Below are 26,553 nucleotides of genomic sequence, written 5' to 3'. Positions count from 1 at the left end.
TTCGCGCCGACTCGTGGGGGTGGGTGCGTGGAGTTCCGGGTGCTCGGTCCGCTCGTGGTCGTCCGTGACGACGAGGAGATCGCGCTGCGCTCGGCCAAGCAGCGGGTCGTGCTGGCGATGTTGTTGCGGCACGCGAACACGCCCGTGTCACCGCGGCGGCTGATCGCGGCGCTGTGGGAGGAACCGCCGGCCTCGGCGCAGGAGAACGTCCGGCTGCACGTCTATCAGCTCAGACGGCACATCGGTGACCGGATCACCCGCAGGCCCGCCGGGTACGAGCTCACCGTCGCACCCGGCGAGCTCGACGCGGACCGGTTCGACCGGCTGACCGAGGACGGCGAACGGGCGTTCGCGGACGGCGACCACGCCAAGGCCGTCGAGCTGCTGACCGAGGCGCTGGCCACCTGGCGCGGACCGGCGTGCGCGGAGCTGCCCGGCGAGTTCGCGGCCCGCCTCGACGAGACGCGGCTGCGGGCGGTGGAGGCACGCGTCAGCGCCGAGCTGGCGCTGGGCCGGCACGCCGAGGTGGTCGGCGAGCTGCAGGAGCTGGCGCACCAGCACCCGTACCGGGAACCGTTGCACGCCAAGCTGATGACCGCGCTCTACGGCGCGAACCGGCAGGCGGAGGCGCTGGCGGCGTTCCGGCGCGCCCGCGAACGGCTGGTGGCCGACCTCGGCATCGAACCGGGTCCGGAACTGCGCGGCCTGCACGAGACGATGCTGCAGGGCCGGGCGTTGACCGAACCCGCGCCGCCGAAGAACACCCGCGCCGACTGCCCGTACCGCGGCCTGATGGCCTACCAGCCGGAGCACCACCCGTGGTTCTTCGGCCGCGACCACCTGGTCGAGCTGGTCACCCGCCGGATCGACCGCTACCCGGTCGTCGGCGTGTTCGGGGCGTCCGGCAGCGGCAAGTCGTCGCTGCTGCGCGCCGGTGTCGTCGGCGGGCTGGACGAGACGTGGCGGCCGATCGTCATCACCCCGACCGCACGACCGCTCGATGCTCTCGGCAGCGCGCTCGGCACCCGGCTCGACCTGTTCGCGGACCCGTCGGCGTTCGACCTCGCCGTCAGGACGATGCTGGCGGGCGGGCCGGACGACGTGCGCGTGCTGCTCGTGGTGGACCAGCTGGAAGAGCTGTTCACCCTGTGCACCGACGAAAGCGAGCGCGCCCGGTTCGTCGAGGTGCTGCTGGACGCGGCCAGGGGACCGCACCGCCGCACGCGGGTCGTGCTCGGCGTCCGCGCGGACTTCCTCGCCCACATCACCCAGCACCCGGCCCTGGTGCGGGCGCTGGCCGATGAGGCCACCGTGCTGGTCGGGCCGCCCTCGACGGCCGACCTGCGCGACATCGTGCTCCGCCCGGCCGCGATGAGCGGCCTGTCCGTCGCCGCCGACCTGCTGGCCACCGTGCTGGCCGACGTGGAGGCCGAACCCGGCGCGCTGCCGTTGCTGTCGCACGCGCTCGTTGAGACGTGGCAACGGTCGAACACCGAGCTGACCCTCGCCGCGTACCGGGCCGGTGGTGGTGTCAGGGGCGCGATCGCCCAGACCGCCGAGCGCGCCCACGCCGAGCTGGCGGACGCCGAGCAGCAGGCGATGCGCCGGATCCTGGTGCGGCTCACCGCGTTCGGTGACGGCACCGAGGACACCCGCAGACCGATCCGCCGCGCCGAGCTCGACGGCATCGCCTGGCCGAAGATCGTCGGGAAGGTGCTCACCCGGCTCGTCACCGACCGGTTGGTCGTGCTCGACGAGGACACCGCCCAGATCGCGCACGAGGCCCTGATCCGGGCCTGGCCGCGGCTGCAGCGCTGGCTGTCCGACGACCGCTCGACGCTGCTCGTGCACCGCAGGCTGACCTCGGCCGCCCACACCTGGACCGAGTTGGGTCACGACGAGGGCGCGCTCTACCGCGGCGCGCAGCTGGTCACGGCCTCCGCGTGGGCGCAGGACCACCCCGGCGAGCTGAACGCGGCCGAGACCGAGTTCCTCCTGGCGAGCCGCGCGCGGGAGGAGGCCGAGCAGGCCGGCGTGAAGCGGCGCAACAGGTTGCTCACCAAGCTGGTCGCGATCATGGGCGTGCTGCTCCTGCTGGCCGCCGGTGGCGGTGGCGTCGCGTGGTGGCAGTCCGCGGAAGCCCGGCTGCGGCAACGGGCGGACCAGGCGCACCAGCTCGCGTTGAGCGCGCGCGGTCTCGTCGAGACGGCCCCCGACCTGGCCGGGCTGCTGGCGCTGGCGGCGTTCCGGTTGCACGCCGACGACGACACGCGAGGCGCGTTGCTCAGCACCGCCTCGGCACCTCGCCGGCGGGTCGAGCTCAACACCGACGGGCCACCCGTGCTGGACGTGACCGTGTCGCACCGGGGCGACGTGATCGCGACCGCGGACCGGGACGGCTTCGTCACGGTGTGGGATCTCAAGTCCCGTGAGCGCAAGGTGGTGCTGTCCGACCACAATGGACTGACCGACGGCGGCTACGCGCGGCAGGCCGAGTTCAGCGCGGACGACAGGTACCTCGCCTCCAGCTCCACGAAACCGTCGCTCACCGGCAGTCCCGGTGACGTCGTGGTCTGGGACCGGACGACCGGCAGACCCGTGTTCTCGCAACGGTTCGACCTGATCACCACCGGGCTCGCCGTCCACCCCGCCGGCACGTCGTTCGCGGTCGGTGTCGCGAACGGTGACGTCGAGGTGTGGGACGTCGCGACGCGGACCAAGCGGACGCTGCGCGGTCATGCGCACGAAGTCGACTCGTTGGCGTTCAACGAGGACGGCACGTTGCTCGCCACGGCGAACCGCGACGACTCACCGCTGGTCTGGGACGTGGCCTCGGGTGCTCGCGTGGGCGAGATACCGTCGCTGGAGGTCAACAGCGTCTACTTCGACGGCCCGCGGACGGTCGTCACGGCCACGCTGCAGAGCGGGGTGAAGTTCTGGGACGTGCACGGGCACCTGAAGTCCGAGCTGCCGAAGCAGGGCCCGTACGCGTGGGAGGCGTCGGCACCGGCCGGCGACCGGATGGCGGTGTCGGACGAGGACGGCCTGATCACCATCTGGGACATCCGCGCCGGCCGCCCGATCACCACCTACCGCGACCGCGGCCGCACCGAGTCCAGGGCGCTCGCGCTCGGCCGGGACGGCACGCTGCTGGTGTCCGGCGGGTTCGGCCGGGTGGTGGCGGTGCGCGAGAACGCCGTGCCGCCGTTCACCGGGCACGCCGACGGCATCAACGACCTCGACGTGCACCAGGACCTGGTGGCCTCCGCGGGTGACGACGGCACCGTGCGGCTGTGGCGCACCGACGGCACCGCGGTGGCCACTTTGGACGGTCATCCGGACCGGGTGGAGGCGGCGCGGTTCAGCCCGGACGGCACGAAGATCGCCTCGGTCACCCGCGACCACACCGTCACGATCTGGGACGTGGCCAGGCGCGAACGGCTGTCGTCGTTGTCCTACAGCGGTTTGGGGGCGTCGACCGACCTCGCCTACCAGCCGGACGGGCGCGGCATCGTCACGGCGTCGCTCGGCCGGTTCCGCTGGAGCCTGCCGGAGCTGAGGCAGAGCGCGTTCCCCGGTGCGCCGTCGATCGCGAGCGCCGTCGAGTTCACCCCGGACGGCCGGTTGCTGATCTCCACTGACCCGGCGGGCGGCGCGATGCTGTGGAACGTCGCCGCCGACCGGCTGGAGCGCCGCGTCAGCACCGGTCAGGGCGATGTGCGCGACGTGGCGGTCAGCCCGGACGGCAGGCGGTTCGCCACCGCGGGCGCCAACCGGACGGTGAAGGTGTGGGACGTGGCGACGGGTGCGGAGCTGATGACGCTCACGGGCCACTCGGCGCCGGTCGTGACGCTCGCGTTCAGCCCGGACGGCGCCACGCTGGCGTCCGGCGGCGAGGACCACTCGGTCGTCGTGTGGGACCTGAGCACCCGCACGGGCACGACGCTCACCGGCCACACCGGCCCGGTGCAGGCGGTGGCGTTCACGCGCGACGACGAACTGGTCTCCGGGGCGAACGACGCGCGGATCATCCGCTGGTCTTTGTCCACTTCGGACGCCCAGAGGCGCATCTGCGCCGAGACCGGGCGCGACCTGACCGACGCGGAACGGGCCGCCTACCTGCGTGGCGAAGAACTGGAGCTGTGCGGCACGACCAGGCCGGCCTCGTAGGCGATCACCACCAGCTGGGCGCGGTCGCGGGCGTGCAGCTTGGTCATCGCGCGGTTGACGTGGGTCTTGGCGGTGAGCGGGCTGATCACCATGCGTCCGGCGATCTCGTCGTTCGACAGGCCGTGCGCGACCAGGACGACGGCCTCGCGCTCGCGTGCGGTGAGCTGGGGCAGGTCGCCGCCGGGGTGCGGCGGGCGGCTGACGTAGCGGTCGATGAGCTTGCGGGTGATGGACGGGGCGAGCAGCGCGTCACCCCGCGCGGCGACGCGGACGGCGTGCAGGAAGTCCTCCGGCTGGACGTCCTTGACGAGGAACCCCGCGGCGCCGGCCTTGAGCGCGTGGAAGACGTACTCGTCGAGGCCGTAGTTGGTGAGGATCACGACGTGGGTGCCGGTGAGGTCCGGGTCCGCGGCGATGCGCCTGGTCGCCTCGATGCCGTCGAGGCCGGGCATCTGGATGTCGACCAGGGCGATGTCCGGGTGGTGGCGCCGGGCCTGCTCGACGCCTGCACGTCCGTCCGCGGCCTCGGCCACGACCTCGATGTCGTCCTCGGCGTCGAGCAACGCGCGGAAACCGCTGCGGATGAGCGGCTGGTCGTCGACCAGCAGGACGCGGATCACGGCTGTGCCACCGGAAGTTCGGCGTGGACGGTGAAGCCGCCCTCGTCGCGCGGTGCGGCGTCGAGCCTGCCGCCGAGCGCGGTGACGCGCTCGCGCATGCCCAGCAGGCCGACGCCGGGAGTCGTCGCCCCGTTCGGTTTCGCGCTGCCGTCGTCGTCGACCCGGATGACGAGCGCGTCCGGCCGGTAGTCGATGAGGATCTTCGCGGTCGCCGCGGCGGCGTGCCGGGCGATGTTGGTGAGCGACTCCTGAACGATCCGGTAGGCCGTTCGCGCCACGGCCGCGGGGAGGTCACCGGGCGCGCCTTCGATCCTCAGCTCGGCGTCCAGGCCGGTGGACCTCGCCCGTTGGACGAGCGCGGGGACGTCATCGATGCCGTGCGGCGGGTTCTTGTCGTCGTCCCGCAGCGCTTCGAGCGTCGCGCGCAGCTCCCTGGCGGCTTCCCGGCCGGCGTCGCGGATCGCCAGCAGCGGTTCGGGCACCTGCTCGCCGCGTTTCTGCGCCAGGTGGACGGCGACCTCGGCCTGCAGCTTGATCACCGAGATCTGGTGGGTGAGGGAGTCGTGCAGCTCGCGGGCGATGTGCAGGCGTTCCTCGTTCGCGCGCCGGAGCGCGGTCTCCTCGCGGGTGCGTTCGGCCTCGTCGGCCCGTTTCTCGGCCTGCCGCAGCGCCTCACCCGCGGCCGCGGCGGCGATCAGCCAAGCGATCTGGAGGACGTCACGGGTCTGGGCGAACGCCTCGTACGTCGTGAGGTCGCGCGGCGAGACGATCGCGGCGAGGGGGAGTGCGGCCAGCATGAGGACGGAACCGACCGCGGTGACCGCGCGGTGCCCGGCCCTCATCGTGGCGTAGACCGCGAACAGGAAGGCGATCACCGGGACGTTGACGCCGAGCGCCTGGTACCCGAGTGCCGCGAGCCCGGTCGCGGCCAGCACGGCGATCGGGGCGCGGCGTCGCGCGGCGAGCGCGAGCCCGCCGGCGGCGAGGAGCGCGTAGGCCGCCGGGGTGGTGGGGTGCCCGGCGACGACGAGGCTCGCCGCCACCCCGGCGGCGATCACCCAGTCCAGCCAGCGCTTGCTCATGCGTGCACCTTAAACCCGGGTTCGCGCTGGTAGATCCTGCGGCGGGAGGACTTCCGGCCTGCTGCGCCCGCAGTAGACGCTGTCTGCGCGCGCACGACGACGTGCGGCTGCGCGGCGACGATCCTCGTGCCATGTCCCTTTCTGTGATTGCTGCTGACGTTTACGGGTTGACTCCCGGCCGTGCCTGGTCTCTGGTGGGCATGGTGCTGGGCGTGGCCGGTGTCGTGCTGGCCGCACGGCGCCTCGGCGTGGCGGCGATGGCCTGCGGTGCCGTCGGCGTGGTGATCGGTGCGCTGGTCGTGCTGATGGCTCGCGGTGGACCGGGCACGGGTTACGGCATCGTCGGCGGCTACTTCGCACTGGTGGTGGGCGTGCTCGCGGTCGTGCTGGGCGTCATCCGACGAGGCGCTCGGGCTGCAGCACCGCCCGCCTCGTGATGAGTCCCGCCGCCCCGCGCACGACGGCGAACTCGCCGAGCGGCGAGGCGACGAGCCGCGTGTGCCGTTCGCCTCCCGCGAGCACCCTGGTGTCCATTTCGGACTGAGCGGCCGCGCTCAGGTGCTCGTGCAGCACCGCGTAGCTGCCGCCGAGCACGACGGTCGGCACGTCGAAGAGGTTCATCAGCGTCGCCAGGCCGACCCCGAGCGCCTCGCCGGCGCTGCGCACCGCGTGCAGCGCCTTGGGGTCCCCGGCCTTCAGGGCCTTCGCGAGCGAGTCGAGCCGCCGCCGGCCCGCCTCGCGGAGGATGACGTCGAGCCCCGCGTACCGCTCCACGCAGCCACGGCTGCCGCACGTGCAGCTGAGGCCGTCGCGTTCGATCACCACGTGGCCGAGCTCGCCGGCGAACCCGCTGGCCCCGCGGTACACCTCGCCGCCGAGCACCACGCCCGCACCGATGCCGACGTCCGCCGAGACGTGCACGAAGTCCTCGCCCGCGAGGTGCCGCGGCCAGAGGTGGGCGAGGGCGGCGAGGTTGGCCTCGTTGTCCAGCTCGACGTCGAGACCGAGTCTGGCCGAGAGCGCCTCGGCCAGCGGCGCGCCGACCAGTTCGGGCAGGTTGGGGGCGCGCACGAGCACGCCGTCGTGCACGACCCCGGGTACCGCGAGGCCGACACCGAGCACCGGCCGGTTCGGGATGATCTCGCGGACCAGCGCGGCGACCTGGTCGAGCACGGTGTCCGGGCTGCCGGTGCGGGTGTCGGCGGGGACGAGACGGCGGTCGATGGTCTCGCCGTCGAGGCCCAGGGTCTCGACGGCGAGGTGACTGACGTTGATCTCCGCCCCGACCGCCACCGGGCCGTCGGGGTGGAACCGCAACGGCTTGGACGGCCTGCCCATGCCGGCCAGCGTGGCCGCGTCCTCGACGAGGATCCCGTTGGCCAGCAACGGTTCCGTGAGGTTCGACAGCGTGGCCTTGGTGAGGCCGGTGCGGGCCGCGAGCTCGGCCCGCGAGCCGGGGCGGTCGACCAGGGCGAGCAGCACCGTCCGCAGGTTGCCGAGGCGAACCTGACGGAGGTGGTCGACGGTGGTCATCGGCTCAAGTATCGCTGCGCGGCCTCGGCGGACCACGCTCGGACTCCGAGTCCGAGCGCGGTCCGACGCCTGGGGCAGGTGGTCATCGGCTCAGGTACTTCTGGGCCGCGTCCGCGTACCGCGCCCGGATCTCCGGCACCGCGTCCGCCTCGTACCGCCTGCTCTCCGCCCCCGCCCACTCCGGCGGCGTCGTACCACCCGTGAGCGTCCACGCAGCCTGCCGTGCCGCACCGTCCGCCACGTACTCACCAGGCGCAGGAACCGTCACGGGCACACCGAACACCGTCGGCGCGATCTCCCGCACGGCAGGAGAGACCGCCGCACCACCCACGAGGTTCACGCCGGTGACGTCCGCACCCTGCGCGGCGAGCGCGTCCAGGCCCACCGCGAGCCCGCAGAGCATGCCCTCCACCGCCGCACGCGCGATGTTCGCGGGCGTGGCGTTGGTGAGCGTCAGGCCGTGCAGCGCGCCCGTGGCGTCCGGCAGGTTGGGCGTGCGTTCGCCCTCCAGGTACGGCACCAGCACGACACCTTCCGCACCGGACGGCGCGGACAGGGCCAGGGTGCTGAGGGTCGTGAGGTCGACGCCCAGCATGCGGGCGGTGGCGTCCAGCACGCGGGCGGCGTTGAGCGTGCACGCCAGCGGCAGGTAGCGGCCCGTGGCGTCGGCGAAGCCCGCGACGATGCCGGACGCGTCGGCGGCCCGCACCTCGCTGGTCGCGGTCACGACGCCGGACGTGCCGAGCGAGACCAGGACCTCCGACCCCGCACCGACACCCAGGATGGCCGCCGCGTTGTCACCGGCACCGGCACCCAGCCGCACCGCGCCGCCGTCCACCCACTCGGCGGGCCCGAGCACGCGCGGCAACGCCACGTCCGCGCGACCGAAACCGCGTTCCAGCAGCTCAGGCACGTACGCGTTGGTCACCGAGTCGAAGTAGCCGGTGCCGGAGGCGTCCGAGCGGTCGGTGACCAGGTCGGCCAGGTCACCGGTGCCGCGCAGCCGCCACGTCAGCCAGTCGTGCGGCAGGCAGACGGCGGCGGTGCGCTTGGCGTTGGCCGGTTCGTGCTGGGCGAGCCAGCGCAGCTTCGTGATCGTGAACGACGCGACCGGCACGAGGCCGATCCGCTCGGCCCACTGCTGCGCGCCCAGTTCCGCCACCAGGTCCGCGGCCGCCGCCGCGGACCTGGTGTCGTTCCACAGCAGGGCTTCCCGCACGACGGTGCCGTCCTCGTCGAGGCACACCATGCCGTGCTGCTGCCCGGCGACGCTCACCGCCGCGACGTCGTCGAGCCCACCCGCGTCCGACACCGCGGACTGCAGCGCCGTCCACCAGTGCGAGGGGTGGACCTCGGTGCCGTCCGGGTGCGCCGCGCGGCCCTCCCGGACGAGCTCGCCGGTCTCCGCGTCCCGCACCACGACCTTGCACGACTGCGTCGAGGAGTCGACGCCCGCGACGAGCGTCATGTCAGCGCGCTCCGGCGAGGTGTTCGAGCGCGAGCTGGTTCAGCCGCACGAACCCGAAGCCGCGTTCGCCGGCCTTGTCCGGGTCGAAGCTGTCGTCGTTGAGCAGGTCCTCGTAGGACTCGCCGGCGCCCAGCGTCGGCTTGCCGAGGTCGGCCACGCCCGCGACCTGCAGCGCCTCCTGCACCTCGGGGTCGGCCCGGAACGCCCGCGCGCGCTCGCGCAGCAGCAGGTAGGTGCTCATGTTCGCCTTGGCGGAGTCCCAGACGCCCGTGATGTCCTCGGTGCGCGACGGCTTGTAGTCGAAGTGCCGCGGCCCGTCGTAGCCGGCCGTCTCCAGCAGGTCGACCAGCGCGAACGCGTTCATCAGGTCGCCGTGCCCGAACACCAGGTCCTGGTCGTACTTGATGCTGCGCTGACCGTTCAGGTCGATGTGGAACAGCTTGTCGTGCCACAACGCCTGCGCGATGCCGTGCACGAAGTTGAGCCCGGCCATCTGCTCGTGCCCGACCTCGGGGTTGAGCCCGACCAGCTCCGGCTTGTCCAGCGTCGTGATGAACGCAAGCGCGTGCCCGATCGTCGGCAGCAGGATGTCGCCCCGCGGCTCGTTCGGCTTCGGCTCGATCGCGAACCGGATGTCGTAGCCCCGGTCCGTGACGAACTGGGTGAGCAGGTTCATGCCCTCGCGGTACCGGTCGAGCGCCGCCCGCACGTCCTTGGCCGTGTCGTACTCGGCACCCTCGCGCCCGCCCCACAGCACGTAGGTCTTCGCGCCGAGCTCCGCCGCCAGCTCGATGTTGCGCAGCACCTTCTTCAGCGCGAACCGCCGCACCCCGCGGTCGTTGCTGGTGAAGCCGCCGTCCTTGAACACCGGGTGGCTGAACAGGTTCGTCGTGACCATCGGGATGATCATCCCGGTGTCCTTCAGCGCGGTCTGCAGCCGATCGATCTGCTGCGCGCGGTTCGTCGCCGCGAAACCGAACAGGTCGTCGTCGTGGAACGACAGCCCGTAGGCACCGAGCTCGGCCAGCCGGTGCACCGCCTCGACGACGTCCAGCTCGGGCCGCGTGGCCTCGCCGAACGGGTCGCGGCCCTGCCAGCCCACGGTCCAGAGACCGAAGGAGAACTTGTCCGCCGGAGTGGGCGTGGTCATGATCCACCTCATTCGTTCAATGCTTGAACTTAGTGCGGACAGTACGACGCCAGGCCCGTGATCGCAATCGGTCAGGCGCTCAGGTCCTCGGCGACGGCCAGGACCGCGGGCGCGAGCGCCTCGGCGATCACCCGGTAGCCGGCCCCGGACGGGTGGAAGCGGTCGGCGGCGAAGAGCGAGGGGTCGGTCGCGAACCGTGCCGAGACGGCGCGTTCGACGTGGGCGACCACGCCGCCCGCCCGGATGACGGCCTGCACCTGGGCCTGCGCGTAGTCCCGGCTCACCGCCGACACGACGTCGCGCAACGCGGGCGGCACGTGCGCGACCACGCTCAGGTCCGGAGCCGTGCTGACGACGACATGAGCGCCCGCCCGGCGCAGCTCCGCGACGGCGTCGTGCAGCTGCTGCGCGCCGACGTGCGCGGGAACGAATCTCGTCAGGTCGTTCGCCCCGATCACCACCACGGCGACGTCTACGCCGCTCGCGATCGCGGCCCTCACTTGGGTGCTGAGGTCGGCCGACCGGGCACCGGGGACGGCGAGCACTCTCAGGTCGACCTGGTGGCCCGCCGCGCGGAGACGTCCGGCGAGCAGCGGACCGAGGGTGTCCTCACGACGGGTGCTGCCGACGCCCGCGGCGATGGAGTCACCGAGCAAACGCAGACGCATACCCGGGAAAACGACGAGCGTCGAGGCGATGTTCCTGGTCAGACTGTGACGGTGGACGAACTGCTGGGCTGGTGCGTGGTCGCGAACGTCGGCGCCACCGATCTGAAGCACTTCTCGGCCGGCACGAAACTGTGGGTGCTGCCGCCGCAGTGGGGTGACGGCGGGCAGGACCTCGTTGTGGTCGGCCGGCACCGCGGCAGCCCGGGGCCGGTGTCCCAGATGGTCGTGCCGCGAGTGCACCTGACCAACTTCCGGGTGCGCGGGGTCTACCAGCCTGCCGTGCACCGCCAGCTCACGAAGCCGTTGAAGCGCAAGGAGCTCGGGCAGTGGGCGTCGAAGGAGGAAGCAGAGAAGGTCGCCGAGTGGTGGGCCAGGGACGCGGCCATCTACGAGGGGGTGCGCTGGCCACTGCAGCGAGTCGACTTCTACTACCGGCTCGCCGAGGTGCTGCCGGGAAACGTCCTCCAGCAATGGGCCGTCCAGGACGTCATGAACCCGAAGCTCTCGTTCGACCTCGGCGAGGTGTTTCGCGATCAGCAGGAGGTGGACGCGGTTCGGGAGCTGCGCGAACTCCTGGACACCATCGCGGCGGCCGGTGTCACCAACTGGGCGGACAACGAGCTGTGGCCGGTGGTTCGTGCTGTCGCGAGGAAGACGCAGGCGCTCCTGAGTCGCTGAACAGCTAGCGGTCCCGCCAGGCCAGCGGGGAGAGCGTCACGGCCGCCTCGGCGACGCGTCGCGCTGTCTCGGTCGCCAGTCCCTTCCTGGCGGAGTCGATCCACCCGGCGACGCGCTCGACTCCGGTCTCCCGGTACTCGACGGCCTGAAGCAGCATTTCGAGCTTGTCCGCATCCTTCGCGCACAGCGCCTCGAGCGTCTGCCGGGTCTCGTACTCGTCCACGGCGGCGCGGACCAGGTCGCGTGAGGTGCCCGGCAGGGCGGCCGTCTGATCGGCGGTGATCTCGCGGGGCTCGGGTTTGCTCAGGTACTTGGTCGCGGTGTGCGGGATGTCCCCGGTCCGGGTCTCCTGCGTGTCGTGCCAGAGCGCGAGGAACGCGGCCCGCTCAGGGCTCGCACCTTCCTCCGCGGCGAGCAGAGCCGCGATCTGGGCGGTCCGCAAGCTGTGTTCGGCGACCGACTCGGGATCCCGGACGCCGACGTGCCACCATCCCGCACGGCGGATGCGCTTGAGCAACCCGAGCTCGTAGCCGAACGCGGCGATCGCGGTGGGCTCGTCTGGCATGAGGTGCTCTCCCTAATGGTCGGCGAGACGCAGAGCGTAGTGAAGTCCGGCGACCTCGTCGCGGCCGCGACGAGTCAGCAGATCCGCCGAGGTGAGCGTGTCGAGCGCGCCGGTCAGCGCGTCGCGGTCGGCGGGTTGTCCGGTCAGCAGAGCCGGACGGCTGGCCACGAGGGTGTGCAGGGTGTGCAGGTTGAGCGGCAGGTGAGGTGAGGACGGGGCGAGGCGGCTGACCAGGTGGTGGAGCAGCCGCACGCCCGACCAGGCTTTGCTGTCGTCGGCGACCATGAACTCGTCATCGGTCTGGTCGTCGCCGAGTTCGCCGATCCAGTGCGCCCAGTAGTTGAGGTTCGCGAGCTCGGCAGGGGTGTCGGCGGTGCGGGCGACGAAGTCGTGCAGGTGAGTGCCGTCGCCGGTCGACGCGAGTGCCACCGACGCCGAGCGGGCTTCGAGCAGGCTGGTCACGTCGCCATCGGCGACAGGACGCCGCCCGGCATTTTCCCATTCGTCGCGCAGCCACTCGGCGACCTGGTCGCGCTGGTCGAATCCGAGCAGGTACACCGCTTGCCGGCGCAGTAGTGCCTCGCCGGGGTGCACGCCGCGTTCCGCGACGGTCATCAGATGATCGAAGAACCGGGTGCGCTCGTCGGTGCTGAGCGTGGGGCCCGACGCCACGGGTCCCCGGCGGGGGACCTTCGGTGTGAAGCCGTGCAGCTCGGGCGGAAGCTGTCCGGTGAACGGCCACGTGATCAGATTGGTGAGGGTCTTGCGGTGCACGCTCGCGGCGAGCGGGTGCACGTTGGGGTCGACCCAGGCACTTCCGGCAGTGATTCCGGTGGAGAGGACCAGATCGGCTTCGACCGCCGTGCGGAGGTGCCGGCCGGTCGACGGGGGCGCGCCGAGCCGGGGGAGCCGAGCGCAGAGCCGGACGAAGTCGCCCGCGTTCATCGCGGCGAGCGGTCGTCGTCCCGACTCCCACCCTTGAACGGTGCTCACGTCCACGGTGAGATGTTCCGCGAAACTCTCCTGTGTCAGGCCCGCCGCCTGGCGTGCGAGCTTGAGGACGTAACCGGACACGATGCCGACCGCACGGGAACCCTGACTGCGCGTCGGTGTTGCCGATCCTCCGCCCACGGACGCTCCAGGTCTGGCCGACTCCGGTCGAACCGCACTCGTACTCGCGGTCCGTTCTGCTTGTTCTCCGTTGATCGTAGCGTCACGCCCTGAGGTTGTCGGGTCGTGGTAGGAGACGGCGTTGTTCATGCGGTTTGGCGACTGCGGCCACGGCGTTTGTGAACGGAGCAGCTGACAACCCGCAGAACCTGTGGAAGGAAACCGACATGCCGAAGAGGACCTCCACCGCACGTGGCCGTGAGTTCGGTGCCGGTATACGAGCGGCCATTGCGAATGCCGGGCTGACCTCGCGTGCGGTTGCCGACATCCTCGGCTGGGACGAGGCGAAGCTCTCGGATGTGGTGAACGGCAAGGGCGGCGCCAGTAAGATCGAAATCGCCACGCTGCTGGGTGCCTGCCGGGTCAAGGCCGCCGAGGTTTGTCATCTGCTGTCCCTGTACCCGGAAACGCACATCAAGGGCTGGTGGCAGCAGCACGGAACGTGCGCGCCGGTCCGGCTCCGCACCGTCGTGGAACACCTGACGGTGGCGGAAACGCTGACCAGCTGGCATACGCACATGGTGCCGGTCTTTCTGCAGACGGCGGACTACCTGCGAGAGGTACTGCTCGCGTCGTCCACGGCGCCGGTGGCCGAGCTTCGAGATCGAGTGGAGGCGCTGCTCGCATGCCAGGAATCACTACGACACGACGTGAAGTGCACCTACTTCATCCACGAATTGGCGCTGCAACTGAAGGTCGGCGGAGCCGAGGTGCACGCCGGACAACTGCTGCACCTGCTGCACATGGCGAACCGGCCGAATGTCACGATCCGGATCGTGCCGGCCACACTCGGCGCGCACGCCGGCCTTGCTGGGCCGTTCACGCATCTGAGCTTCCCGAAGTACGAACCACTGGTGTGGGTGGAGACTGAGAACTCCAGCCTCCTCGTTGAGGAGAAGGACGCGATCGAGGGCTACGACAACGTCGTGCACGCACTCGACGAGAACAGTCTGGACGAGGCTGACTCCAAAGACCTGATCATCCGCCTGTACTGCGCGTCAAGCGCCATCGAGGGCGAGACACGGGCGTTGCAGCGGACCGAGTGAGCGAAGATGCCCAAGAATTTCAAGTCCAGCCTTCAGAACCGCGCCGTTGGTCGCGCGCTTGCGTTGTGGCGCAAGGAAAGTGGATTGAGCTTGGTGGAGGTCAGTGAGCGTGTGGGCTGGTCGCCCGCCAAGACTTCGATGATGCAGAACGCGCTCGTCCCGATCAACGACGCTGACGTTGTGGCACTCGCCCTGGCGTACGGGGTGAGCGGCGTGCGTCGAAAACCGGTGGTGCTGGGGGCGCAGCGGGTACGTGACCCGCTGAGGTTCGACCTGTTGACCGCTGACGCTCAGTCCTGTGTCGGTTGGACGTGTGCCGAGGTCGAGGCCGAAGCGAGCTACCTGCGGACAGTCGCCTTGGACGTGCTGCCTCCATTCGTCCGGACACCGGAGTACGAGGCTGCGCTGCACGGCGTCCAAGTGGACGCGGTGTCCGGCCAGGGACATCGTCACTACGCTGGTGCTCAGCGGAAGCAGGTGCTGCGACACCTCAGCACAGGGCCTTCGTTGCGGCTGGATCTCGTTGTGGGAGAGGCAGTCCTGAGGCGCCCGGTCGGGGGCGCGCTGGTGATGGCGGATCAGTTGCTGCGGTTGGTCGCGCTTGCCGACCTTCCCGGTGTCCGGCTGCGGCTGGTGCCGGACGAGATCGGTGCCTTCCCTGGGATGACGTCTTTCGCCCTGTTGTCCTTCCGCGAGGACGAGTTCGACGACGTGGTGCATCTCGACAACCTGCACGGCGGCACATGGCTGGAAGCTGAATGGGAGCGGCAGCCGTACGCGGCGACGTTCGAGCGGCTGGTCACGATGGCGCTGCCCGCGAGAGACACCGCCGCCAGGTTGGTCGAGGCCGCGCAGTTGCTGAAGGACGGCGCCGACTGACGGATCGCGGTTTCATGCCCCCACTGCACGTGAACGAACGTCCTGGAAAACCCGCTTCGCGGCAGGGCATGATCCGTCTACACTCCACGATCGACATCACCGAGTGACGAAGGGAGACCGGCCGTGCGCATCGCCGCCGTCGTTCCCTCGTCGCGTTTCGACGTGATCCTCGTGTCCTCGCACCCCGGTCGCCCGCTGCGCGCCGGGCACCGGAGTGTCTGACGAACGCCCTCCCGTTCGTCGGTTCATCGCGCTGACCTCGTAGTTCCTTTCTCTTCAAAGAAAAGGCGCTTCAGCCATGCGCACGACCACGTTGAACACCGTCCGCAACCTGGGCATCCTCGCCCACGTCGACGCGGGCAAGACCACGCTCACCGAACGCGTCCTGTTCGCCACCGGCAGCACCTACAAGCGCGGCGAGGTGCACGACGGCACCACCGTCACGGACTTCGACCCGCAGGAGCGCGACCGCGGCATCACGATCTTCGCCGCGGCCGTCAGCTGCACGTGGGACGGGCATCGCGTCAACCTCATCGACACGCCAGGGCACGTCGACTTCGCCGACGAGGTCGAGCGGTCCCTGCGCGTGCTGGACGGGGCTGTCGCGGTGTTCGACGGTGTCGCGGGGGTGGAGCCGCAGAGCGAATCCGTGTGGCGCCAAGCGGATCGGCATGGCGTGCCGCGGATCGCGTTCGTCAACAAGCTCGACCGGGCGGGTGCGGATCTCGACCGGGCCGTGGAGTCCATCCGGACGCGGTTGCACACCGTTCCGCTCGTCGTGCAGCTGCCGATCGGGGCCGAGGACGCGTTCGTCGGCGTCGTCGACCTCGTGGGCATGCGTGCGCTGACGTGGGACCCGTCGCTGGTCGAGGGTCCTGTGCCGGAAACGCTGCTGGCGGAGGCACGACGGCGGCGCCGTCTCCTGGAGGAGGCGGTGGCGGAGCTGCATCCCGAGGCGCTGGAGGAGTTCTTCGCAGGAGGTTTGTCCGATGAGACGTTGCGCAAGGCGCTGCGGGACCTGACCCGTGACGGCGCCGGAACCGTCGTGCTGTGCGGCTCGGCGTACCGGAACCGGGGCGTCGAGCCGCTGCTGGACGCCGTGATCGCGTACCTGCCGTCCCCTGTGGACGTTCCGCCGGTGCGGGGCGTCGACGGCGAGGAACGGCAGGCGGATCCGGACGCACCCTTCGCGGCGTTGGTGTTCAAGGTGAACGCCAACACCACGGGACGGTTGACGTTCGTCCGCGTGTACTCCGGCACTGTCCACAAGGGAGACACCGTCGCGGTCGCCGGGCGGACGGAGCGCGTCGGCCGGATCCTGCGCGTCCAGGCCGATCGGCACACGCCGGTCGACCAGGCCACCGCGGGCGACATCGTGGCGCTGGTGGGGCTGAAGTCGGCGCGCACCGGGACGACCCTTTGCGCGCCAACGGCTCCGCTGCTGCTCGAACCGCCGACCTCGGCCGATCCGGTCGTGTCGGTGTCCGTCGAGCCGAAGACCGCCGCGGACCACGCGCGGCTCGCCGAGGTGCTCGCGCACCTGGTCGACGAGGACCCGTCGCTGCAGGTCAGGACGGACCCGGAGACCGGCCAGACCGTCCTGTCGGGGCTGGGCGAGCTGCACCTGGAGGTCGCGGTGGAGAAGGCGCGCACGCAGCACCGCGTCGAGATCACCACGGGACGACCCCGCGTCGCCTACCGCGAGACCCTCGCGCGCGGTGTCACGGGATTCGTCCACCGGCATGTGAAGCAGGACGGAGGTGCGGGACAGTTCGCGCACGTCGTCATCGACACGGAACCGCTGGAGACCGGGTTCGAGTTCCGCTCGACGGTCACTGGCGGGCGTGTGCCGCAGGAGTTCGTCCGCGCGGTCGAACAGGGCTGCCGCGACGCACTGGCCGAGGGACCCCTCGGCCACCCGGTGACCGGGCTGCGCGTAACGCTCACCGACGGGTCCACGCACGTCAAGGACTCGTCGGAGATGGCGTTCCGCACGGCAGGCCGCCAGGGCCTGCGCGAGGCCCTGAAGGCGGGCGCGACGACGTTGCTCGAACCGATCGCCGAGGTCACGGTCACCGTGCCGGACGAGTACCTCGGCGGCGTGCTCGGTGACCTGGGCGCGCGCCGTGGCCGGATCCTGGGCTCCGAGGCCAGGACCGGCGAGACCGTGGTGACGGCGAGCGTGCCGCTGGCGGAGCTGTTCGGATACGCGACGCGGTTGCGCAGCCGGACGCAAGGCCGCGGCGCGTTCACCAGCCGCCTGACCGGTTACGCGCCCGCATAGGTGAAAGCAGGCCCGCTCTCGGCGAGAGCGGGCCTGTGCCATGATCGGCCGGGTGCTGAGCGTCATGTCGTTCAACCTGCGCTACGCCTCGACCGCCGAGCCGAACTCGTGGGCCGCCAGACGCCCGGCGATGGCCCAGCTCCTGCTGACCGAGCTGCCCGCGGTGCTCGGCACCCAGGAGGGCCTCTACGGCCAGCTGCTCGACATCGCGCACGACCTGCCCGACCACTACGACTGGATCGGCCTGGGCCGGGCGGGCGGCAGCCACGACGAGTTCATGGCGATCTTCTTCGACACCCTCCGCGTGCAACCGCTCGAGTACGACCACCACTGGCTGTCCGCGACCCCGAACGTCGTCGGCTCGACGTCGTGGGGCAACAGGGTGATCCGCATGGTCACCTGGATCCGGTTCGCCGACCGCGCGACCGGCACCCAGTTCGTCGTCGTGAATACCCACTTAGACCACGAGTCGGAGAACTCCCGCGTCCGCAGCGCCGAGTACGTGCGCGACCGGCTCTCCGGACTCACACTGCCGGTCGTGCTCACCGGCGACTTCAACGCCGCGGCCGGCGCGTCCCAGCCCTACTCGATCCTGACCGGCGTGCTCGCGGACTCGTGGCTCGCGGGCCGCCAGACCACACCGGCCTACGGGACCTTCCACGGCTACGGCCCGCTGGTGCCGGACGGGCCGCGCATCGACTGGATCCTCACCCGCGGCGTGACGGTCGAGTCCGCGGCGATCAACACCTACCGGCGGGACGGCCAGTACCCGTCCGACCACCTGCCGGTGCAGGCGTTGCTCCGGTTCTAGCGCGGCGCCCACTCCGGCGGCAGCTCGTGCGAGCACGTCGGCGCGCCACCGGCCCTGGCCCTCCGCAGGTCGAGGTACGGCCCGGCGATCTGGTCCCGTGGCACGGGTGCGAGCGCGGTGATGGCGTCGGCCGCTGCCAGCACTTGGCGGCGCATGCGTTCGTGGTCGACGGCTTCGGCGCCGAACGACGGTGCCCAGAGCGTCCACGGGCCGGAGATCATCGCCATCGTGGGCACCAGGTGCGAGTGGAAGTGGGTGCCGAGGCCGCCGAACGAGCACTGCGTCGGGGCGCGGCCCGGTACCGGGGGATCGCTGCCGGGCAGCACGAAGGTGCGGTCCACCGCTCGCGCGGTCAGTGCGGTGGCGGCGGCTTGGGCGAGCACGGGGCTGCCCGCGAACCAGCCGGACAGTTCGGCGGCGCCGGTCGGCTTGAGGGACACGGGGCTGGGCGGGGACCAGCCGGACGAGCCCGCCGTACCCACCGGCGGGCCTGCGCTCGGCAGGAACTCGCGCGTCCCGAGGTGCTCCAGCACGAAGGCGAACGCGACCGACCCCGAGTCGTACTCGGCGTCGAGCGCACGCGCCCGGAACTCGCTGCCCTCGGCCGGCCGGTGCAGGTGCCCCGTCGCGAACACGAACTCCAGCGTCCTCGGACGGCACCGCAACGGCAGCCGCGCGAAGTGCTCGGCCAGCGCGAGCAGCGCCACGGTTCCGTTCTCCTGCACCCATCCCACACCGTCGGTGTTGGTGTCGAGGACGATGCGCTCGGCGCTGCGGCCGGGCAGGGTGGCGATCAGCGACCGCGTCACGGCCGGTGCGCGGCCCGCCAGGACGCCGATGGTCGCCCGCTTGCCCACCTGGAGCCGAGCGTCGGCGCCGACGAACACGCCCGGCACGCGGTAGTGGGTGCCGGTGTGCGGGTCCCAGTAGCCGCGGACCTGGGAGTGCGGGAACGGGAACACCACCACGACGCCCGCGGCCCCGGCGATGCCCGCGTCGATCATGTCCTGGTGCAGCTGGGATTCGGCGAGGTAGCCGCGGTCGACGGCGGGGAAGTCGCGCAGCACGACCTTGCCGAAGGAGTTCGCGGCGGTGATCGGGGTGCCGGCGGGCAGGTGGACGAGCTCGCCGGAACGCAGACCCGGTGCGGAGTAGGGGATCGGGGCGGCGACCGGGACGGCGCCGCCGGACAGGAGCAGGCCGGGGCCCGGCTGCCAGCGCTGGATGGTGAAGCGCTCGGACCGCACGGTCATCCCCGGCAGGCGGGAGACGCCGCGTTCCAGCCAGGAGATCAGCCGGTTGTGGGCGGCGCTGCCGGTGGAGCGAAGCCCGAACCCGGCGACGGTGGCGTTCAGGGAGTGCAGCGTCGAGGCGGGCGCGAGGTCGCCGGTGCAGGAGGCCGGGGCGGCCGGTGCGGTCAGCTGCAGGCAGAAAGTCGTTGTGGCGGCGATGAATCCAAGCCATCTGGCAGGGCGCACGCCGTCACTCTGACGATCGTGAGCCGGATTCACAATCCGCTGTCGGGGTGTCGCGGTCAACCGTGAACGCGCAATGGTTCAACCAATTGCGGGTACGGTCCGCGAGATGCGCTTGAATTCGACGCTCGGCCGCGTCGCGGTGATCGCGTGCGCGCTGCTGTTCCTCCTCGGTCCCACCGCGAACGCCTCGCCCGGCCGCGAGTGCGACACCCCGTCCATCGACCGGTTGCAGCAGTGGCTCGCGAGCGGTGAGGGTGCCACCGAACCCGCGACCGGCAGCATCCTCGTGCCCCGCAACCGCCACGAGTACTCCGCGAAGATCAAGTTTCTGCGGAACGAGTGGCACGTCATGGTCGTGTGGCTGGGCAACAGGTTCGAGGCCCAGGCCGACCTGACCAGGTCGCGCGGCTTCCTGATGACCTACCGCGCCACCGACGACCTGTACGTCCAGCTGCGCCCGGCCTCGCACTGGAGCGGCGGCGACAAGTGGGTCACCAGGATCCCGTCGACCCGCGGCAGGCTCGTCACGAGGTTCTTCGGCTTCGACCCGAAGGACTGGACGAGCCTGCCCGAGCTCGGCACGCCGGCCTACCCGTTGACCGAGGCGCTCAGGGACGCCCGAGGCCTGGTCTTCGTCGGCAAGACGCCGAACGACCTGGAGTTCCGGGGCCTCAAGATCGACGGGTATCGGCCGCCCTGCCTCTAGGTGGAGAACGGTGAGGCCGCGCCCTCGGCACGGGTGCGGCCGCGCCGGGCCGTGGCGGACAGCGGCAGGGCGATCTCCTCCAGCGACTTGTTCTCCGCGTCCACCGCGAGGAACCGCGCCACCAGCCCGCCGATGATCATGATCACCGCACCGATCAGGTACCCGATGAACAACCGCACCGGGTGCTCGCCGGTCCCGATCAACGCGCCGTAGATCACCGGCCCGAGCGCGCCGAAGCACTGCGCGATCGCGAAGAACACGCCGATCGCCTTCGCCCGCACCTCCAGCGGGAAGATCTCGCTGACCGTCAGGTACGCGGCACTGGCGCCCGCCGAGGCGAAGAAGAAGATCACGCACCACGCGATGGTCTGCGTGATCGCGTTCAGCGCGCCGGCGTAGAACAGCACCGCCGTGACGCCGAGCAGCGCGCCGGAGAGCACGTAGGTCCAGAACAGCATGGCGCGGCGGCCGATCGTGTCGAACAGGTGCCCGATCGTGAACGGTCCCACCAGGTTGCCGACCGCGAACGCGATCAGGTACAGCGGTGTGGACTCCGACGAGACGCCGTAGAACTTGCCCAGCACCAGCGTGTAGGTGAAGAAGATCGCGTTGTAGAGGAACGACTGCGTGATCATCAGGGTCGCGCCGAGCACCGCCCGTGACGGGTACTCGCTGAACAGCACGCGGGCCAGCGCCAGATAACCGATCTGCTCGGCCGGTTTGACCTCGATGGCCTTCTTCTCGTCGACCGGCGGCAGCGTCCTGCCGGTCTCCTCGACCTCCCGCTCGATCTCGGTGATGGACTCCTCGGCCTCGGTGTTGCGGCCGTGCATGATCTGCCACCGCGGGCTCTCCGGCAGGTGCCTGCGCACCACCAGGATCACCAGGCCCAGCACCGGTCCGATGAGGAAGCCGAGCCGCCAGCCCAGCGACAGGTCCATCTTGTTGAGCAGGATGAACGAGCCGAGCGTGCCGAGCACCGCGCCCGCCCAGTAGGTGCCGTTGACCGCGATGTCGACGCGGCCGCGGTACCGCGCGGGGATCAGCTCGTCGATCGCGGAGTTGATCGCCGCGTACTCACCGCCGATGCCCATGCCGGCGACGAACCTGGTCAGGTACAGGAAGATCACCCAGCCCGCGCCGTTGCCCAGCGTCAGCGCGGTGAGGCCGGAACCGACCAGGTAGACCCCCAGGGTCAGCATGAACAGCTTGCGGCGGCCCAGCCGGTCGGAGAGATGACCGAAGTACAGCGCGCCGACGACCTCGCCGATCAGGTAGACCGTGGCGAGCAGGCCGACCGCGGTCGACGACAGGTGCAGGGTCTCCGGTTTGGTGAGCGTGTCGGCGATCGCGCTGGCGACCGTGATCTCCAGGCCGTCCAGGATCCACGCGACACCCAGCGCCACGACCATGCGGGTGTGGAACGGCGACCACGGCAACCGGTCGATCCTCGCCGGAATCAGGGTGCGCACCCCAGTGTCCATCTCTCAGCCCCTCGCCGCGATGAGCGCCTGCGGGGCGCTCTGCTTGATCCGCGTCTTCAACCACGCGAGCTGCTGCGCGGTGTCCTGCTCGCACGAACTGACGACCTGCAGGAGTTCCTTGTCCCGCAGGCCTTGTGCCGCCTGGCCCACGACGGTCCAGGTCACGTCGGTGAACGACGCCAGCGCGTAGAGGTCCTGCAGGTCGCGCAACAACCCCACCGCGCCGCTGCGGGTCTCCTCGAACTCCGCGGCGTGCAGGCGTTCCGGCTCCGGCTCGCGGTCCTCGCCGTAGCGTTCGACGATCGGCGCGAGCTGCTCCACCTGCCCGTCGAGCCGTTTCGCGAGCACCTGGCAGGTGTGCTCGACGTCCGGTTCGTCGCCGTGGCCCTTCGCGACCTCGCGGAAGGCGCCGGCCAGCGTCTGCAGCGACGTGTGCAGAAGTCCCAGGTAGGTCGCGAGATGCATCAGGCCCTCCTGATCCGCACGGCGCTGATCTTGAACAGCGGCTGCTTCGACACCGGGTCCCACTCCGTCAGCGTCAGCTCGTTCGCCGCCCGCTCGTGCCCGCCCGGCTCGACGTCCCAGTAGCCGTAGTGGAACGGGAGGAACACCACACCGCCGCGGCACCGTCCGATCCGGACCGGAACCGTGACGCTGCCGCGCGCCGACTCGACGCGCACCACGTCGCCCTCGGCGAGACCGAGCTCCGCCGCGTCCTCCGGCGACATCTCCACCCACGGCTCGGGCTCGGCCCTGCGCAGCTGCGGCGTGCGGCCGGTCTTCGTGCGGGTGTGGAAGTGGTAGACCGAACGCCCGGTCGTGCAGAGGAACGGGTACTCGGCGTTCGCCTGCTCCGGCGGTGGCGTGTACTCGGCGGCCTTGAGGAACGCCCGCCCGTCAGGTCGCCGCGCCTGGTAGTCCGTCGGCGTGGTCGACGCGCCGGTGAGCAGGTCGTGGCCGTAGTCCTCGCAGTAGTCGGCCGCGGTGGGGAAGACGCCGTCGGCGTAGAGCCTTTCCTTGCCGCCCCAAGGGATTCCGCTGCCGCCGCGCAGCCGGTCGTAGGAGAGGTCGGTGTAGTCGCACGGACGGCCGCGACTGCACTCGCGCCAGGCGTCGAACGCGCCCTCCGCGTCCTTCCACTTGATCAACGGGTTGCCGTCGAGGTCCTTGAACCCCATGCGCGTGGCGTAGTCCAGGAAGATGTCGAGGTCGCTGCGGGCCTCACCGGGCGGCTCGACGGCCTGCTCGGACAGGTGCACGACGCGCGAGAGGTTCGTGAACGTGCCCTGCTTCTCGCCCCACAGCGCGGCCGGCAGCACCACGTCGGCCAGCTCGGTGGTCTCGGTCGGGAAACCGTCCTGCGCCACCACGAACAGGTCCTCCCTGCGCAGGATCTCGCGGATGCGCGGCAGTTCCGGCAACGAGACGGCCGGGTTCGTGGCGGAGATCCACAGGAACTTGATCGAGCCCTGTTCGGCGTACCGCCAGATCTGCATCGCGTGCGTCGGCGGCGCCCAGTGCGGGATGGTCAGCGGGTCGACGTTCCACAGCCGCGCGAGCTCCTGGACGTGCTCCTCGTTGTCCCAGTTGCGGAAGCCGGGCAGGTCGCCGTTGGCGCCGGACTCGCGGGTGTTCTGCGCGGTCGGCTGGCCGTTCATCTGCAGCACGCCGCTGCCGGGCTTGCCGAGCAGGCCGCGCAGCAGGTGCAGGTTGTTGACCTGGCAGGACGCCGCGGTCGCCTGATGCGACTGGTAGAAGCCCTGCAGCACGGTCGACAGCACGCGCCGCGAGGTGCCGAAGATCTCGGCGGCCCGCAGCAGGTCGACGGGGGAGATGCGGCAGATCTCAGCCACGTGCTCGGGCGTGTACGGCTCGACGGTGGCCTTCAGCTCGTCGAACCCCAGGGTGTGCGCGGCGATGTAGTCGTGGTCGAGCCAGTCGCGTTCGATCACCGCGCGCAGCAGCCCGTTCATCAGCGCCTGGTTCGTGCCGGGCAACGGCGCCAGGTGCACGTCCGCGGCCTCCGCGGTCGGCGTGCGCCGGGGATCCACGACGACGAGGCGCGGGCGCTCCGGTCCGGCGAGACGGTCCAGCACGCGCGCCCACATCACGGTCTGCGTGGCCGCCATGTTGTGCCCGAACAGGAACAGCGCGTCGCACAGGTCGATGTCGGCGTGGCAGGCCGGCTGGCCGTCCGAACCGAACGACTCCTTCAGCGCCGCCCCGGCGGTGGCCGTGCACAGCCTGGTGTTGCCGTCCATGTGCGGCGTGCCGATGCCGGCCTTCCCGATCACGCCGAGCGTGTAGTACTCCTCCAGGAACAGCTGGCCGCTGGTGTAGAAGCCGTGCGACAACGGGCCGACCTCGGCGAGCAGCTCCTGGGAGCGTCGCACGATCGTGTCCATCGCGGTGTCCCAGTCGGTCTCGACCAGCTCACCGTGACGGCGGATCAACGGCTTCGTGAGGCGATCCTTGCCATGGGCCTCCCACGAGCCGTAGAGACCTTTCGGACCCATCCTGCCGTGGTTGACGATGTCTGACGCACGCCCGCGAACACCGACCATCCTGCCGTCCTTGACGGCGATGTCGCAGCCGCACCCGTTGCTGCACAACACGCACGCCGACTGGACCCACCGGTCCACATCGGACTCGCCGAGGCCGTCCGCGAGCTGCTGGTCGACCCGGACCGGCCAGTGCGTCTCACGTCCGTGCGGAGTGCGTGGTCCCCATACGTCGGAAATGCGATCCACGAAATGGCAGTACCCGGCTCGGTCGAAATGAAACTCAGTCGGTCAGCGCCCGCCCGTAGCGGCGCAGAACGCGGTCGCGCAAATCGGCGTTCGTCCTGGGTACGGGCTGGATGAACACCTCGTCGACGTCGTGGAAGAGCTCGCGCAGCTCGTTGTCGATGCGAATGCACGCCTGTTCCACGTCACCGGCGGAATAGGTGTCGATGAAGTCGACTCGTGCACATACGAGAACTTTGTCCGTTCCGGTGAGCATGGTCTGGACGTCGACCAGGTCATCCACCTCCGGCTGCCGCTCGACGTGCTCCCACACGGCCCGCACCAGCCGCTGATCGGCCTGCCGCCCGATCAGCAACCCCTTGCACGCCTTGCCGAGCAGCACCGCCACCACCGCGAGCAGCACCCCGATCAGGATCGACGCGACGCCGTCCCACACCGCCGACCCGGTCAGCTGGTGCAGCCCGACGCCGGCCGCCGCCAGCACGATGCCGATCACCGCGGCCAGGTCCTCGGTGAACACCGCGCGGGGTGTCGGGTCGTCGCCGCCGGCCAGCTCGCCCACCAGGGAGAGCTGGTGTTCCGCGGCCTCCCTGCGGACCTGGCGGGTGGCCTGGAGCAGCGAGGTGCCCTCCATGAGGAACGCGACGCCGAGCACGACGTAGTTCACCCACACGTAGGTGCTCTGCTCGTGCGGGTCGATGATCGTGTGCACGCCCTCGTACAGGGAGAACACCGCGCCGGAGATCAGGACCCCGAACGCGGCGAGCAACGACCAGAAGTAGCGCTCCTTGCCGTAGCCGAACGGGTGCTTGGCGTCGGCCGGGCGTTCGGACCGCTTGACCGCCGTGAGCAGCAGGATCTGGGTGGACGTGTCGCCGACCGAGTGCGCGGCCTCCGAGAGCAGGGCGCCCGATCCGGACAGCAGGCCCGCCACCAGTTTGAGGACCGCGACCCCGGCGTTGGCGAGCAGCGCGAGCAGGACCGTGAAGCTGCTGCCTTCTCTTCCAGCCATGTGGTTCCAGCTACCCGCTGGAGCATCGGGTGACACGTGTTTGCGCCGTTCGTCTGGGGGAACCAGCCGACAAACGGGAGGAGACGAACGTGAGGGCTGTCGTCACGGGTGGTGCGGGCTTCCTCGGCTCGCACGTCTGCGATGCACTGTTGCGTGAGGACGCACAGGTCGTCTGCGTCGACGACTTCCGCACCGGCTCGCGGGACAACGTGCCGGACGGCGTCAGCGTGGTCGCGGCCGACGTCACCAGACCGCTGGACCTGCTCGGGCCGGTCGACCTGATCGTGCACCTGGCGTGCCCGGCCTCGCCCGCCGACTACCTGCGGATGCCGGTCGACACCCTGCGCACCGGCGGGTTCGGCACCTACCACGCGCTGGACCTGGCGCGCCGCAAGGGAGCGCGGATCGTCGTCGCGTCCACCAGCGAGGTGTACGGAGATCCGGAGGAGCACCCGCAACGGGAGTCCTACTGGGGGCACGTGAACCCGATCGGGCCGCGCAGCGTCTACGACGAGGCCAAGCGGTTCGGCGAGGCGATGACGATGGCGTTCCGGGCCGAACACGGGGTGGACGCCGGGATCGTGCGGATCTTCAACACCTACGGGCCGCGGATGCGGGCGCGCGACGGCCGGATGATCCCGACGTTCCTGCGGCAGGCCCTGGCCGGCGAGCCGCTGACCGTGCACGGCGACGGGCTGCAGACGCGGTCGCTGTGCTACGTCTCGGACCTGGTGCGCGGGCTGCTCGCGATGGCGCGCAGCGATCATCCCGGGCCGATCAACCTCGGCAACCCCGCCGAGGTCACCGTGCTGGACGTCGCCCGCAAGACCATCGAGGTCACCGGCAGCTCGTCGGTCGTGCGGCACGTCGAGTCGATGGTGGACGATCCGCGCCGGCGGCGGCCGGACATCAGTCTGGCGGGCGAGATCCTGCGCTGGCAGCCGAAGGTTGCGCTGGAGGACGGGCTTCGGTCGTTTGCCCGGGAGTTCGCCGGGTAGCCGC

22 protein-coding genes are annotated in these 26,553 nt (G+C 70.8%); 9 read left to right on the top strand and 13 right to left on the bottom strand.

The window, feature by feature from the left end; all coding sequences use genetic code 11:
* Positions 1-27 precede the first annotated feature (27 nt).
* The gene (locus tag ACWEIJ_RS40435) at positions 28-4,170 is read left to right on the top strand and encodes an nSTAND1 domain-containing NTPase (RefSeq protein WP_449842578.1); all 4,143 of its coding nucleotides are present in this window, start codon (positions 28-30) and stop codon (positions 4,168-4,170) included.
* Here the strand turns inward: ACWEIJ_RS40435 and ACWEIJ_RS40430 are convergent.
* Both ACWEIJ_RS40430 and ACWEIJ_RS40425 read right to left on the bottom strand, forming a co-directional pair.
* Positions 4,116-4,790, bottom strand: a complete 675-nt coding sequence (locus ACWEIJ_RS40430; protein WP_449842577.1) for a response regulator — start codon at positions 4,788-4,790, stop codon at positions 4,116-4,118. The two genes, ACWEIJ_RS40435 and ACWEIJ_RS40430, sit on opposite strands and share 55 nt — an antisense overlap.
* Positions 4,787-5,872 (bottom strand): sensor histidine kinase, encoded by a 1,086-nt coding sequence (locus tag ACWEIJ_RS40425; RefSeq protein ID WP_449842576.1) that lies wholly within the window; start codon positions 5,870-5,872, stop codon positions 4,787-4,789. The genes ACWEIJ_RS40430 and ACWEIJ_RS40425 overlap by 4 nt, the downstream gene beginning before the upstream one ends.
* A 131-nt stretch (positions 5,873-6,003) precedes the next feature.
* Here ACWEIJ_RS40425 and ACWEIJ_RS40420 point away from each other — a divergent pair, with 131 nt between their 5' ends.
* Positions 6,004-6,309, top strand: a complete 306-nt coding sequence (locus tag ACWEIJ_RS40420) for a DUF6223 family protein (protein ID WP_449842575.1) — start codon at positions 6,004-6,006, stop codon at positions 6,307-6,309.
* On the opposite strand, the gene ACWEIJ_RS40415 is transcribed toward ACWEIJ_RS40420, so the two are convergent.
* From ACWEIJ_RS40415 to ACWEIJ_RS40400, 4 genes are all read right to left on the bottom strand, one after another.
* Positions 6,266-7,405, bottom strand: a complete 1,140-nt coding sequence (locus ACWEIJ_RS40415; RefSeq protein ID WP_449842574.1) for an ROK family protein — start codon at positions 7,403-7,405, stop codon at positions 6,266-6,268. The two genes, ACWEIJ_RS40420 and ACWEIJ_RS40415, sit on opposite strands and share 44 nt — an antisense overlap.
* An 82-nt stretch (positions 7,406-7,487) precedes the next feature.
* Entirely contained in the window at positions 7,488-8,873 is a 1,386-nt protein-coding gene (gene xylB / locus ACWEIJ_RS40410; protein WP_449842573.1) for a xylulokinase, read from the bottom strand.
* Position 8,874: 1 nt separating this feature from the next.
* Positions 8,875-10,023, bottom strand: coding sequence for a xylose isomerase (gene xylA, locus ACWEIJ_RS40405; RefSeq protein WP_449842572.1), 1,149 nt, complete (start codon positions 10,021-10,023; stop codon positions 8,875-8,877).
* A gap of 71 nt (positions 10,024-10,094) precedes the next feature.
* On the bottom strand, positions 10,095-10,691 hold the full coding sequence (locus ACWEIJ_RS40400; protein WP_449842571.1) for an SGNH/GDSL hydrolase family protein: 597 nt from the start codon (positions 10,689-10,691) through the stop codon (positions 10,095-10,097).
* Positions 10,692-10,742: 51 nt separating this feature from the next.
* On the opposite strand from ACWEIJ_RS40400, the gene ACWEIJ_RS40395 reads away from it, so the two are divergent.
* Positions 10,743-11,369: a hypothetical protein gene (locus ACWEIJ_RS40395; RefSeq protein WP_449842570.1), complete on the top strand. Its 627-nt coding sequence runs from the start codon at positions 10,743-10,745 to the stop codon at positions 11,367-11,369.
* A 4-nt stretch (positions 11,370-11,373) separates the two neighbouring features.
* On the opposite strand, the gene ACWEIJ_RS40390 is transcribed toward ACWEIJ_RS40395, so the two are convergent.
* Complete coding sequence (locus ACWEIJ_RS40390; RefSeq protein WP_449842569.1) at positions 11,374-11,934, bottom strand: HD domain-containing protein; 561 nt, start codon at positions 11,932-11,934, stop codon at positions 11,374-11,376.
* A 12-nt stretch (positions 11,935-11,946) separates the two neighbouring features.
* Positions 11,947-13,008 (bottom strand): helix-turn-helix domain-containing protein, encoded by a 1,062-nt coding sequence (locus tag ACWEIJ_RS40385; protein ID WP_449842568.1) that lies wholly within the window; start codon positions 13,006-13,008, stop codon positions 11,947-11,949.
* 263 nt (positions 13,009-13,271) lie between these two features.
* Here ACWEIJ_RS40385 and ACWEIJ_RS40380 point away from each other — a divergent pair, with 263 nt between their 5' ends.
* The 4 genes from ACWEIJ_RS40380 to ACWEIJ_RS40365 all read left to right on the top strand — a co-directional run bounded on the left by ACWEIJ_RS40380 (position 13,272) and on the right by ACWEIJ_RS40365 (position 18,124).
* Positions 13,272-14,150, top strand: coding sequence for a Scr1 family TA system antitoxin-like transcriptional regulator (locus ACWEIJ_RS40380; protein ID WP_449842567.1), 879 nt, complete (start codon positions 13,272-13,274; stop codon positions 14,148-14,150).
* A 6-nt stretch (positions 14,151-14,156) separates the two neighbouring features.
* Positions 14,157-15,029: a helix-turn-helix domain-containing protein gene (locus tag ACWEIJ_RS40375; RefSeq protein ID WP_449842566.1), complete on the top strand. Its 873-nt coding sequence runs from the start codon at positions 14,157-14,159 to the stop codon at positions 15,027-15,029.
* Positions 15,030-15,327: 298 nt separating this feature from the next.
* The gene (fusA, locus tag ACWEIJ_RS40370; protein WP_449842565.1) at positions 15,328-17,313 is read left to right on the top strand and encodes an elongation factor G; all 1,986 of its coding nucleotides are present in this window, start codon (positions 15,328-15,330) and stop codon (positions 17,311-17,313) included.
* Positions 17,314-17,365: 52 nt separating this feature from the next.
* A complete protein-coding gene (locus tag ACWEIJ_RS40365; protein ID WP_449842564.1) occupies positions 17,366-18,124 on the top strand; it encodes an endonuclease/exonuclease/phosphatase family protein in 759 nt (252 codons plus the stop codon).
* Here the strand turns inward: ACWEIJ_RS40365 and ACWEIJ_RS40360 are convergent.
* Positions 18,121-19,602, bottom strand: a complete 1,482-nt coding sequence (locus ACWEIJ_RS40360) for a hypothetical protein (RefSeq protein WP_449842563.1) — start codon at positions 19,600-19,602, stop codon at positions 18,121-18,123. The two genes, ACWEIJ_RS40365 and ACWEIJ_RS40360, sit on opposite strands and share 4 nt — an antisense overlap.
* 106 nt (positions 19,603-19,708) lie before the next feature.
* On the opposite strand from ACWEIJ_RS40360, the gene ACWEIJ_RS40355 reads away from it, so the two are divergent.
* Positions 19,709-20,308, top strand: coding sequence for a hypothetical protein (locus ACWEIJ_RS40355; protein ID WP_449842562.1), 600 nt, complete (start codon positions 19,709-19,711; stop codon positions 20,306-20,308).
* On the opposite strand, the gene ACWEIJ_RS40350 is transcribed toward ACWEIJ_RS40355, so the two are convergent.
* From ACWEIJ_RS40350 to ACWEIJ_RS40335, 4 genes are read right to left on the bottom strand one after another with little or no spacing between them, the layout of a single operon-like run.
* On the bottom strand, positions 20,305-21,792 hold the full coding sequence (locus tag ACWEIJ_RS40350; protein ID WP_449842561.1) for an MFS transporter: 1,488 nt from the start codon (positions 21,790-21,792) through the stop codon (positions 20,305-20,307). The two genes, ACWEIJ_RS40355 and ACWEIJ_RS40350, sit on opposite strands and share 4 nt — an antisense overlap.
* A gap of 3 nt (positions 21,793-21,795) precedes the next feature.
* Entirely contained in the window at positions 21,796-22,257 is a 462-nt protein-coding gene (locus ACWEIJ_RS40345) for a hypothetical protein (RefSeq protein WP_449842560.1), read from the bottom strand.
* Positions 22,257-24,542 (bottom strand): molybdopterin oxidoreductase family protein, encoded by a 2,286-nt coding sequence (locus tag ACWEIJ_RS40340; protein ID WP_449842559.1) that lies wholly within the window; start codon positions 24,540-24,542, stop codon positions 22,257-22,259. Before ACWEIJ_RS40340 ends, ACWEIJ_RS40345 begins: the two co-directional genes overlap by 1 nt.
* A gap of 34 nt (positions 24,543-24,576) precedes the next feature.
* Entirely contained in the window at positions 24,577-25,551 is a 975-nt protein-coding gene (locus ACWEIJ_RS40335) for a cation diffusion facilitator family transporter (RefSeq protein WP_449842558.1), read from the bottom strand.
* Between the two features lie 89 nt (positions 25,552-25,640).
* On the opposite strand from ACWEIJ_RS40335, the gene ACWEIJ_RS40330 reads away from it, so the two are divergent.
* Positions 25,641-26,549: an NAD-dependent epimerase/dehydratase family protein gene (locus tag ACWEIJ_RS40330; RefSeq protein ID WP_449842557.1), complete on the top strand. Its 909-nt coding sequence runs from the start codon at positions 25,641-25,643 to the stop codon at positions 26,547-26,549.
* Positions 26,550-26,553: the final 4 nt, after the last annotated feature.

Source organism: Lentzea sp. NPDC004789 (assembly GCF_053601075.1).
The sequence above is the reverse complement of the archived record's forward strand: the minus strand, read 5'-3'. Positions and strand labels throughout refer to the sequence as shown.